Genomic DNA, 10,787 nt, shown 5'->3' on the forward strand with positions numbered 1-10,787 from the left:
CCGGAGCAGATTGCCGACCTCAAGGGTCTGGCTGGCGACCCATCGGATAACATTCCCGGCGTCCCCAGCGTGGGTGAAAAAACGGCGGTCAAGTTGCTCCAGCAGTTTGGGACCGTGGAAAACATATACGACCATATCGACGAAGTCGCCCCCCCCAGACTCCAGGAAACGTTACGCCAGCACGAAAAATCGGCACGCCAGAGCAAGCACCTGGCCACTATTGTTATCGAGGCCCCGGTTGAACTGAACCTTGACGAGTGCCAGATAGGACAGTACGACCGCGAGACGGTCAACGAGCTTTTCCGCGAGCTTGAGTTTGTCCGCCTGCGCGACAGGCTGCCTGAAGTTGGAGCCAGAGCAGAGACTTCTGAGGCACCACCAGCGGAAGTGAAGACCGGACCACCGCAGGGAGATTACCGTATCGTCAATACTCCTTCCGACCTTGATAATTTAGTTAATCGCCTGGCGGAGGCCAAGTCGTTTGCCTTTGACCTGGAGACGACCAGCCTGAATCCGATGTCCGCGGAACTGGTCGGCCTCTCTTTCTCACCGGCACCAACAGAGGCATACTATATTCCGGTGGGACACACCAGCCTGCAATCAACGGCACAGCTTCCCCAGCCGCAGGTCATCGACCGGCTCAAGCCCGTTCTGGAGGACAATAGGCTGGCCAAGCTGGCCCACAACGGCAAATACGATATGACCGTGCTGGCCGAACATGGCGTGAACGTAAATAACCTCACTTTCGACACCATGGTTGCCGCTTACCTGGTAGGAGAGAAATCACTGGGCCTGAAAACCCTTGCCTTCAGCAAGCTGAACATCGATATGACCCCCATCACCGACCTTATCGGCACCGGCTCCAAACAGCTGCCCATGTCTCAGGTCGAGATAGAAAAGGTGGCCGATTATGCCTGTGCCGATGCTGATATGACCCGCCGCTTAACGAACTTCTTTGGCAAGGAGCTGCAAGGGCAGGGACTCTGGCAGCTTTTCTCCGAGGTTGAGATGCCCCTCGTGCCGGTGCTTCTCCGCATGGAGAGGAACGGCATCGCCCTGGACAAGAAACGTCTGCAGGATATGTCCCAGCATCTTGGCAAGCAGATTTCAGGGCTTGAGGAACGGATATTCACCCTGGCCGGTCATGAGTTCAACCTCAATTCGCCGCAGCAGCTGGGAAAGGTCCTGTTCGATGAGCTGGAAATACCCACGACACGGAAAGGTAAGTCAAAATATTCCACGGAGGCATCAGTCCTGGAGGAACTCAAAGAATATGAGATAATCGGATTAACCCAGGAGTACCGACAGTTATCAAAGCTCAGATCGACTTATATAGATGCCCTTCCCGGCCTCATCAATCCCAGGACCGGACGGGTGCATACCAGCTTCAACCAGACGCGGACGGCCACCGGGCGGCTCTCCTCCAGCGAGCCAAATTTACAAAATATCCCTGTCCGCGGCGAAACGGCCAAACAGATACGCTGCGCCTTCACCGCGCCAAAGGGAAACTGCTTGTTTGCCGGGGATTACTCGCAGATCGACCTCCGGGCGCTGGCTCACCTTTCCCAGGACCCGGGACTTATCCAGGCCTTCCAGCAGGACGAGGACATCCACGCCGCCACCGCCGCCCAGCTTTTCAACGTGGAAAAGTCGCAGGTGACCTCCGATATGCGCCGGCTGGCCAAAACGGTGAATTTCGGTGTTACCTACGGCATGAGCGAGTACGGTCTGGAGCAGGCTACCGAGCTCTCACGGGAAGAAGCGGCCCAGTTCATCTCCGCCTACTTTGCCAAATACCCCAAAGTGAAGGAATACCTTGAGTCGACTAAAAAGCAGGCAAGAGATAACGGCTACGTACAGACCATCCTGGGCAGAAGGCGTTTCATCCCGGAAATCAATTCGGCCAATCGTCAGGTGCGTGAAGCCGCCGAACGCATGGCAATCAACATGCCGGTGCAGGGCACCTCGGCCGACATCATCAAGGTGGCCATGATAAACCTCGACCGTGAAATGGACAAAAAGCATTCGAAGAGCAAGATATTGCTGCAGGTACACGATGAGCTTGTCCTCGAGGTTCCTGTTGAAGAGATGGAGACAATGCGCCAGCTCGTTCCTCAGGTAATGTCCTCAGCGCTCCAGCTCAGCGTACCGCTGAAGGTTGACACCAAGCAGGGCCAGAACTGGGGGGAAATGTCTTAACATGCCCGAACTGCCCGAGGTGGAAACGATAAAAAATGAGCTTGCCCCGCATGTTCTGGGGCACACCTTCACCGGCGTCACCCTTCTCTGGGGCGGTATCGTCAAGGCGCCATCGATTGAGGAATTCCGTTCCCGCCTGGTCGGACGGAAAATCACCGGCCTGTCCCGGCATGGCAAGTACCTTGTGCTCAACCTGACCGACGATGATTCGCTGGTCATCCACCTGAAGATGAGCGGCTCGCTGCTGCTGAGCCAGGATTCTTCAGAGCCACCCCAATATACCCGTGCTGTCTTCCACCTGGACGAAGGCATAAATATATTTTTCCGCGACACGCGCAAATTCGGCGGGATATGGCTGGTTAAGGACTGGAAAACAGTAACCAAAAATCTGGGGCCTGAGCCTCTGGAAGCGGAGTTTACGCCACAGGTCCTGGCGCAGCGACTGAAAAATCGGAAAGCGCCCGTCAAGGCGCTACTCTGCGACCAATCTATAATTGCCGGCATCGGCAATATGTACGCCGATGAAGCCTTGTTCGCCGCTAAAATTAATCCATTGAGGTCCGGTGCCAGTCTGACATCGGAAGAGATTGAACATCTTCACCACGCCATTCAACGGACATTGCGCGCCGCCATAAGTAATAAGGGCGCCAGCATCGTGAGCTACTACCGGCCCAGCGGCGAACCCGGGACCGCCCACTTTGAGTTCAAGGTTGCGCACGGTCGTGGCAAAAACTGCCCCAACTGCGGCCGCCCGATTCAGCGCATCCCGGTGCGCAATCGCGGCACCTATTTCTGTCCCAGGTGCCAGCCGGCTCCCTAGTCGTCCCAGAGCCGGAAGGGTGGGTACTGGTCCGTCATCAGCGCCACGTAGGCACAGAAGCGGTATGACCAGCGATTAAAGCCGATGACAAGCTTGAAGATGCTCTCAGGGTACTTGCCGGTAAACAATAAAACTATGGCACCAAAGATAGCGAGAAAGTTCACCAGACCCAGAGCGTTATTTCGCCTGTTGCCTCCTGGTTGGAAAAAGCTAACCACAACATAATGCGGGATAGCTAAAAGCCACCACTTAATCCAGACCAGCCCCCGGGACAATTTTTCTGGATATTCAATCTGAAGGTCGGCCGGGTAGTCAACAGAATTCAGGGTAAACGGGGGATACTTATCTGTACCCAATGCCCAGTAGGTGTAAAATTCCACTCGCCATGACCACCGCAGCACGCCCACGTTGAAATCGAACAAGCCCCTGGGGAACCTGCCAGTAAAGACAATGGCGAAAAAGGCGATAAGCCACACGATAATGAATGCCACCCAGAGGAATGCCAAGACAATAATGTGTGGAATTGCCAGAAACCATTTGATGAGCCACCATCCTCGCGCCGGCGGTACGGTGAGCTCACCGATTAGCGTTACCGGATATGTTTGAGCAGCCATATACTATTTACCTCCTTTTTTCTAATACTAAACCACGGTAGCTGCAGCCCGGAATACTTCGGGCAGCAGTGCCTGGATGAAACCAAAGACATTTACCAGAGATGACATGACGCTGGAGCCAGTCACCCAGCGCGCCAGCCAGCCGAAAATGGGGAAGGCATTCAGTATCAGGGCAAGCACTGTCAGGCCGATGCTGGCATTGACCGCGTTCATGGCGCCGCCGAGCAGCCGGTACAGCAATCCCTTTTTCCATATTTTATTAATCAATTTGCGAGGGAGGAGGAAAGCGAGTTGGAGTATAGCAACGACGATGCCGAAAGCAATGAAGAAGCTTATGAAATTTTCCCAGTTCTCACCGGGAAGGAAGGAGAGCAGTCCAGCAATTAAATGGTAGGACAGGCCGGCGATAAAAATGGCAATGAGCACCGCCACAAGGTTGAAAAAATGCTTTACCGCACCTTCTTTCAACCCGGCAAGCAAGCTGACCAGTAGAACAAAAACGACAAAGAGACTTACCAACCATTCCATATTGAAAATAATATTAAATTATTTGACACCGTTTGACAAGGGATTTGTTCTGTTATTCGTGATTTTTCTCGTGGTCTTCATCTTGCGAGACAGGGGTCAGGGAACAGAACAGGTCGTTCGCACCGCACTCATGGCACTCCATCTGCAATGCGCTGTGCTCGATATCGAACCGCTGCCGCAGTATCTTTTCCACCTGCTGGCGAATTTCAGCGGCCTGACTAATCTGCATATCATCAACCAGCACATGGCAGCTCATGGCGTGCAGCTCCGGAGAGATGCTCCAGACGTGTACGTCATGGACACCTTTCACACCGCGTATTTTCTGCAGGTCGCGTGCCATCCTGTTGACATCTATCTGGTGCGGCGCTGCTTCCAGTAGCACCTTTAACCCCTCCCTCAGGATGCGCCAGGCAGCAAAGGTGATAATGAACCCGATGAGCACACTGATGATGGGGTCAACGATAAACCATCCGGTCAGCATAATGATGATGGCACCGATGATGACGCCGATGGACGCCAGCGCATCACCCAGCACGTGCCAGAAGGCGCTTCGCACGTTGAGATTGCTCCGCTGCTCCTTGCGCAGCCAGAAGGCGATGAAGATATTGACGCTCAGCCCAATCAGTGCTGCTGTCAGCATAAGGGAGCTGTTCACTTCCGGCGGCTGCAGCCAGCGGCGGTATGCTTCAAAGAAAATAACCACCGCAATGGCGAATATGCTGAAGCCATTGAACAGGGCGATGATAACCCCTACGCGGTGGTAACCAAAGGTCATGCGACTGCTCGCCGGGCGTTCGGCCTGCCTCACACCATACCAGCTGAGCGAGAGGGCAATGATGTCGGCAAAAACGTGTCCGGCGTCGCTGAGCAGGGCCAGGCTGTGGGACAGAAAACCGCCGACAAGCTCAACTACCAGAATCAGACCGGTCAGCAGGATGCCATATTTCAGCTTGTTGCCCACCGTCATGGGATGATGATGGGTGTGGTTAGTCAATGCCTTCTCCCCTATTGGCCGACTACTTCCCGAAGAGCTGCCACATATGCCTCATAAGTCCTCGAATCAAAGAGCACGAAGACCACTTCCTTGACCGATGTCATCTTCTCACGTAAAAATGCTATCACCGTCGTGAGAGCAACTCCAGCCGCCTGCTCAACCGGGTATCCGTAAGCACCGGTGCTGATGGACGGGAAGGAGACGCCGGTTAAATTGTTCCCGGCGGCAAGTTTCAGGCTTTCCCGGTAGGCGCTTTCCAGAAGCTCGGCTTCACCCCTGCCACCGCCATGCCAGAACGGGCCAACGGTATGAATTACGTGCTTTGCCGGCAGGTTTCCGCCTGTGGTTATCACTGACTTACCCGTGGGGAGACGCCCCTGCCTGGCCACGATTTTTTTACACTCCTCCAGAATGGCGGGACCACCGGCCCTATGAATAGCACCGTCCACGCCACCACCGCCCATCAAGCTGGAATTGGCAGCATTGACGATGGCATCTGTAGACTGCCGGGTAATATCACCCTGGATGATGGATATTTCTGCCTCATTTACCGTTACCTGTTCTGGCCCATTCCCCATGTCAGCACCTCCTGTCGGTCACTGCTGGCTTCTCAGATAATCAATTGCCCACTGGATGGCCTCTTCACCTTCCAGCTCCAGCTCAATATCCGGCCTGATTCCTTCCCCTTCAATGAGTCGACCGTTTGGTGTGAGCCAGCGTGCGGTGGTTATGTAAAGCCCAGAACCGTCCTGAAGCTCACGCGGGATGTTGACACTGCCCTTGCCGAACGTCACGTTTCCGGCAACTGTTGCCCTGCCGTGGTCCTGCAATGCACCCGCCAGCACCTCGCTGCCGCTGGCGCTAAACTCGTTCACCAATATAACCATCGGTAGTTCATTAACCAGTTCTTTGGGTTTCACTTGCAGGGCTGTCTGCTCGCCTTTATTATTCACCACTTTCACCACCACGCCATCTTTCAGGAAATGTGAAGCGACCCCGACAACACTATCCAGTATTCCACCTGGATTGCTGCGCATGTCCAGAATTATGCCTTTCGCGCCTGCCTGGTCAATGTCATTTAGTGCGGTCAGTAATTCGTCGGCGGTGCGCTTGGAGAAGTGAGTAATCCTGAGGTGGGCAATGTCCTCCACCATTTCCAGCGTAACGCTGGACAGTTCAATCGTGGCGCGCACGATATCGATTTCCACCGGTTCGGTTTCGTCATGATGCTGAATGAGCAACCTGACGGTTGTCCCTTTGGGGCCGCGGATTTTAAGCACCGCCTCCACCATACTCATATCAGCTGTGGACTCGTCGTCTATCTCCAGAATGACGTCTTCTGACCTTACTCCGGCCTGAGCCGCCGGTGAGTCGGGAATGGGCGAGATAACGGTGAGTTTCTCCTCTCTTATCCCCACCTGCGCACCAATACCTTCAATCTCGCCTTCAAGACCGCTCATACCGATTTCATACGTTTCAGCATCGATATATGAGCTGTAAGGGTCATCAAGAGATTCAATCATGCCTTCGATGGCACCCTTGCTGAGCTCGTCTGGCTCAAGCTTGTCCCGGTCCACATAGTCCCTGAAGATGATATCCCATGCCTCCTCTACCAGTCCCAGCCCTTCTCCATCTCCTGTTGGAACCCCTCCCAGGTTATAGCCGGTGCCGAAGGCAAGTGCAATTATGGCAATGAAAGTTAAAATGATGAGTACATACTTCATCGTGTTTGACATCGGTTTATTTTCCCCCAAAGGATATTACTGACAACATTGAGCCACGGAAAAACACCCGCAGGATTTGACTTCGGAGAAGATTTATTTGCCTCCTTACCGTGCGTTTACGAGGCTATCCGTCAGTTAACTCAAAGGTCAAGTAAACCTGTAAGCCGAGTTACAGGACATCTCACGAACGATTTAATTCTTGACCAGAAATTTGTCCAAGAACTTGCCCAATCCATCTCTAGGCTAGTTCACAATGACTTGCCAAATGTCCCTTATACTGTAGCCGTGACAAACCTCTTTGAAGTATATCATAAAGAGCTCTCCGAAAGCGACCGGGACCCCAAAACTATTGACCGCTACTGGGGGGTCGCCATCCGCTATCAAACCTGGCTGGGCGATAGAGAAGTCAATGTTCAAACCGCCAAGCAGTTCTTAGCGCACTTAAGGGAGCAAGGCTACCAACCCAGATCGGTTATTCTCTACTACCACGCCTTACGGCCATTCTTCGAGTTCATCAGGCAGCCCTTAAAGCTCCGGCTGAGAAAACCCGAGACGCTGCCGCCTTACTATGACCCGGGCGACTTTGAGGGACTGGTAGCGCAAGCCAGAAAAGGACTTTATCACCAGACGGCAGCCCAAAAGCGCCGTAACGAAGCCCTGCTCTTAACCTTCGCCTACACCGGCCTGAGAAAGAGTGAGTTGCTGGAGCTGCAGGTCTGCGACCTGGACTTTAACCGGCAATGTATCCTGGTCAGACTGGGCAAAGGCCGACGACAGCGAGTTATCCCGATGTCAGAAAGGATCGTAATTCCCCTGCGTCAGCAGTGCGCCGGCAAGACAGCACAACAAAAAGTGTTTAACGGACTGAATGGGCGCAGCGTTTATCGAATCGTCACCGGCCTGGCCAAGGCGGCGGGCTTAGATGGATTCCACCCCCATAGCCTGAGACATTTCTTTGCCACCCAACTTTTGGAAAAGGGGGCTAACTTAAGAGAGGTTCAACTCCTGCTGGGCCATCGAGACCTGACGACAACGGCGGTATACCTTGACGTAACCGCTGAGCATCTTCGCGCCGCTGTTGTGCGATTAGATAGTTCTGAAATGCCACTGCATCTATCTGCCACCGATTAGCGGCGAAGCCGCCATACGTCGGAAATTCTTTTAGAAAGCCGGAGACGATACCCTCCCGGGCCAGGGCGTTTAGTGCACACGGGTCGTCGTCAATGAGTTCACCAGCGAGTTTTGTTGTTATTTTAATGGTGCCATCGTCCCAGTAGGTGATTGTTATATTCTTTTGGTAATTTCGCGTGTGCTGTTCAATGTTGTTGAGCTGGGCATCACTAATAACGGCGTGCCTCTCATTGTCTTTCGGAACGATATCAAGCCGTGCCATTGCCTTACGAAGACCCCGAACGGTCATCTTAAGTTCCACTGCCGCACCGCTAATGGTGTGGGTGCCCGAAAGCGGCTGCCATGCCACCCTTCTTAGCCATTGGACTTCTCGCTTCTCCGTTTGCTTCACCGCGTCGGGATCGAAATTGGCATACCCGTACGCCTGGTAGCACTCCGAGCAAATGGACTTGTCTGGGGCAGCCTCCCTGACGCGGCAAAGCACACAAAGGTCTGGCCTTATCGCGTAGTGGTTGGAAGTGAATCTACCTCCAGGTTGGTTCACAGACGCCTCCCCAAGCTGTGATACCATTACTCTACAACATTTCCGTAATTTATTACAAGCTCAAGATAAATAGAAGGAGGTAGAGAAATGATATTTGAGATGAAGGCGAACCCAACGAACGGGCAAATGGTGATGCCAGTGCCTGTAAGAAAAGAATGGGGCAACAACTACGAAATGCGGCCTAACGCAGTGGCTGGCGTCATCTACTGGCTACAATATGGGTAGGTAAAGGTCTTGATGTGAAGAAACTCCAAGTGCTACTTGGCCATGCAAGCATAGCCACTACTATGGAATATGTTGATTCTAATTTTGAGCAACTAAGATCCGAATATGAAAAGCTATGGCAAGATGAAGAAAAGCAGACAAAGGATTAAAAAGACAAGGAAAGAGCCAACGAGGGAGAGGAAACCTGGAAATCCTCCTCAAATAACCATCGGTTGGGGAAGAGGCGCCAGTGAGTATCGCCCTGGGCTGTTTACAAAAAAGTGTTTTGAAAAGCACGGCGAAGCCTGCGGTGCCGATATCTACTACGCCCTAAGCGAGGAGTTAGAGCGGCTAAACAAGGAAAGAATCGAGATAGGGGAAAAGCCCTTCGAAAGACCAAACTACTCAAGTTTTAGCCGCTACTTCCATTGGTTTCTGATACTGGGGTTAATAGAGCGTACTGACAAACGAGAGGCTGCAATTTACGATTTCTTGCAGAAACGAGTGTTCTACAGATTGACTAGCAAGGGTGAAGCTGAAGTGAGCGCCTGGGAAGACCCGGTGAGGGCCGCACACCCGGAGTTTGGTTAGACAAGGTTCGTAAACTACCTGCGGAACTGGCCAACAGAAGTGGGTTCTATCTGAAATAGCCCGTTTACAACTCAGCGGTAATCTTTGGCAATTTAAGGCGTTAGGCCCGCCAAGCCCCGCTATATCCCAATTAAATGGGTTATGAAGGTTATAAAAGTGAGCAAATTTGAAGTTCTGAGGTTTATTCAGAACAAAGAAGCAGAAGAAGCAATGGCTTGACCGTGAGGAGTATAGATGACAGGCGTCAGCCCCACTAGCCCAGAATTTTTACAGATTAAGGCATAAATAATGAAAAGGAAAGAGGCAATAATCCGGTATTTGAGCGGGATCGTCAGAGGTCACTTACGCCATATCGCAGGCTGGATGGCATGGGATATACATGAGAGGCTTTGGTAGCGTTAGCCCCGCTGGGCCCCGCCATATGCCAATTAAATGGCTTATTGGGTGAGCTGTTTGGTTACATGAGCACAATACACAAAGTTTAGCTTTCCGGCTGAGAGTGTGAGTTGCAGAGAGTGATTTACAGGCTGGGTTACTTGGGGAAGGGAAGGAATGAAAACCTACATCGAACCAAATGAGACAACTCTGATGGAGAAGGCGGCTACCAATCTTCGGGATCGGCTGCTGATCAGGATGCTTTCCCACCTAGGCTGCCGCATATCGGAGGTACTGGGCCTCACCGTGCAGGATATTGACTTCCACCAGGGTACGGTAACAATTCAACACCTCAAAGCCCGACTGAAGTTGTCCTGCCCCCACTGCTCATCCCGCCTCGGTCGCTCGCACCAGTTCTGCCCCAAATGCGGGCTCGAGGTGAAGGACGCGGTGGCTCGAGAGAGCGAGCGCCACCGGCTGAGGACGCTGCCGGTGGACGGGGAGACGCTGGAGGTGCTCAAGGGCTACATTGACCGGGGAGGACTAGCGTCCCACGGCGGGAAGCAGCTTATCTTCGGCATAAACAGACACCGGGCATGGCAGGTCGTTCGGGAGTGCGCCAGAAAGGCGGGGCTCGGTAGCCTTCAAAACCCGGAGACAGGCAGGCTGCGTGGCGTAAGTCCGCACCGCTTGAGGGATGGATTTGCCGTTATGGCTGTGCAGCGGGATGACTCTACCGACAGCATTAGGATGCTGCAGGAGTGGCTCGGGCACGCCAATATCGGCACCACCATGCGCTACCGTAAAGTGGCGGGCCAGGAGTTGAAGGACTGGTACGAGAAATTGTGGCCTCGTAAGGAGGGGAGCAATGGTTGAACTGCTGAGACCGATCAGGGGGGGGTTCTTAAGACCTTTCGGCTGTGGCGCGTTTATCAAGAAGTTTTTTCTCGGACAAGGCCCTGAAGGCAGGCCCAAAATTGACCCCAACCGCGGAGCTTGCCAGGCCGACATCTTCTACCACTACAAGCTCGCCTTGCATACCGCCTATGCTGAAGACGCCACC

Annotated in this window: 13 protein-coding genes; 8 read left to right on the forward strand and 5 right to left on the reverse strand. The window is 53.3% G+C overall.

Annotated features, from left to right (window positions below; genetic code table 11):
• Positions 1 to 2,199, forward strand: a 2,199-nt coding sequence (gene polA / locus KKD83_04900) for a DNA polymerase I (GenBank protein ID MBU2535487.1), incomplete at its 5' end; no start/stop codon positions are given.
• Position 2,200: 1 nt separating this feature from the next.
• Entirely contained in the window at positions 2,201 to 3,019 is an 819-nt protein-coding gene (mutM, locus tag KKD83_04905; protein ID MBU2535488.1) for a bifunctional DNA-formamidopyrimidine glycosylase/DNA-(apurinic or apyrimidinic site) lyase, read from the forward strand.
• Here the strand turns inward: mutM and KKD83_04910 are convergent.
• From KKD83_04910 to KKD83_04930, 5 genes are read right to left on the reverse strand one after another with little or no spacing between them, the layout of a single operon-like run.
• Entirely contained in the window at positions 3,016 to 3,633 is a 618-nt protein-coding gene (locus KKD83_04910) for a DUF4389 domain-containing protein (protein ID MBU2535489.1), read from the reverse strand. The two genes, mutM and KKD83_04910, sit on opposite strands and share 4 nt — an antisense overlap.
• Positions 3,634 to 3,660: 27 nt before the next feature.
• Positions 3,661 to 4,161, reverse strand: coding sequence for a CvpA family protein (locus KKD83_04915; GenBank protein ID MBU2535490.1), 501 nt, complete (start codon positions 4,159 to 4,161; stop codon positions 3,661 to 3,663).
• 52 nt (positions 4,162 to 4,213) lie between these two features.
• A complete protein-coding gene (locus KKD83_04920) occupies positions 4,214 to 5,128 on the reverse strand; it encodes a cation diffusion facilitator family transporter (GenBank protein ID MBU2535491.1) in 915 nt (304 codons plus the stop codon).
• Positions 5,129 to 5,166: 38 nt separating this feature from the next.
• Positions 5,167 to 5,733: an O-acetyl-ADP-ribose deacetylase gene (locus KKD83_04925; GenBank protein ID MBU2535492.1), complete on the reverse strand. Its 567-nt coding sequence runs from the start codon at positions 5,731 to 5,733 to the stop codon at positions 5,167 to 5,169.
• A gap of 18 nt (positions 5,734 to 5,751) precedes the next feature.
• Positions 5,752 to 6,891, reverse strand: a complete 1,140-nt coding sequence (locus tag KKD83_04930; protein ID MBU2535493.1) for a S41 family peptidase — start codon at positions 6,889 to 6,891, stop codon at positions 5,752 to 5,754.
• Between the two features lie 273 nt (positions 6,892 to 7,164).
• Here KKD83_04930 and KKD83_04935 point away from each other — a divergent pair, with 273 nt between their 5' ends.
• The 6 genes from KKD83_04935 to KKD83_04960 form a co-directional block, all read left to right on the forward strand.
• On the forward strand, positions 7,165 to 8,010 hold the full coding sequence (locus KKD83_04935; GenBank protein ID MBU2535494.1) for a tyrosine-type recombinase/integrase: 846 nt from the start codon (positions 7,165 to 7,167) through the stop codon (positions 8,008 to 8,010).
• A gap of 631 nt (positions 8,011 to 8,641) precedes the next feature.
• Complete coding sequence (locus KKD83_04940; protein MBU2535495.1) at positions 8,642 to 8,779, forward strand: hypothetical protein; 138 nt, start codon at positions 8,642 to 8,644, stop codon at positions 8,777 to 8,779.
• On the forward strand, positions 8,761 to 8,928 hold the full coding sequence (locus KKD83_04945; protein MBU2535496.1) for a site-specific integrase: 168 nt from the start codon (positions 8,761 to 8,763) through the stop codon (positions 8,926 to 8,928). The genes KKD83_04940 and KKD83_04945 overlap by 19 nt, the downstream gene beginning before the upstream one ends.
• Positions 8,903 to 9,349 (forward strand): hypothetical protein, encoded by a 447-nt coding sequence (locus KKD83_04950; protein MBU2535497.1) that lies wholly within the window; start codon positions 8,903 to 8,905, stop codon positions 9,347 to 9,349. The genes KKD83_04945 and KKD83_04950 overlap by 26 nt, the downstream gene beginning before the upstream one ends.
• Before the next feature lie 552 nt (positions 9,350 to 9,901).
• On the forward strand, positions 9,902 to 10,600 hold the full coding sequence (locus KKD83_04955) for a site-specific integrase (GenBank protein ID MBU2535498.1): 699 nt from the start codon (positions 9,902 to 9,904) through the stop codon (positions 10,598 to 10,600).
• The coding region (locus KKD83_04960; GenBank protein MBU2535499.1) for a hypothetical protein at positions 10,593 to 10,787 on the forward strand (195 nt) is incomplete at its 3' end. The genes KKD83_04955 and KKD83_04960, both read left to right, overlap by 8 nt.

It is taken from the genome of Chloroflexota bacterium (genome assembly GCA_018829775.1).
Lineage (GTDB): Bacteria > Chloroflexota > Dehalococcoidia > Dehalococcoidales > RBG-16-60-22 > E44-bin89.

Excerpts from the sequence above, each read along its gene's own strand:
- mutM (MBU2535488.1), top strand. The coding sequence starts at position 2,201 with ATGCCCGAACTGCCCGAGGTGGAAACGATAAAAAATGAGCTTGCCCCG.
- KKD83_04910 (MBU2535489.1), bottom strand. The coding sequence starts at position 3,633 with ATGGCTGCTCAAACATATCCGGTAACGCTAATCGGTGAGCTCACCGTA.
- KKD83_04915 (MBU2535490.1), bottom strand. The coding sequence starts at position 4,161 with ATGGAATGGTTGGTAAGTCTCTTTGTCGTTTTTGTTCTACTGGTCAGC.
- KKD83_04920 (MBU2535491.1), bottom strand. The coding sequence starts at position 5,128 with ATGACGGTGGGCAACAAGCTGAAATATGGCATCCTGCTGACCGGTCTG.
- KKD83_04925 (MBU2535492.1), bottom strand. The coding sequence starts at position 5,733 with ATGGGGAATGGGCCAGAACAGGTAACGGTAAATGAGGCAGAAATATCC.
- KKD83_04930 (MBU2535493.1), bottom strand. The coding sequence starts at position 6,891 with ATGTCAAACACGATGAAGTATGTACTCATCATTTTAACTTTCATTGCC.
- KKD83_04940 (MBU2535495.1), top strand. The coding sequence starts at position 8,642 with ATGATATTTGAGATGAAGGCGAACCCAACGAACGGGCAAATGGTGATG.
- KKD83_04950 (MBU2535497.1), top strand. The coding sequence starts at position 8,903 with ATGAAGAAAAGCAGACAAAGGATTAAAAAGACAAGGAAAGAGCCAACG.
- KKD83_04955 (MBU2535498.1), top strand. The coding sequence starts at position 9,902 with ATGAAAACCTACATCGAACCAAATGAGACAACTCTGATGGAGAAGGCG.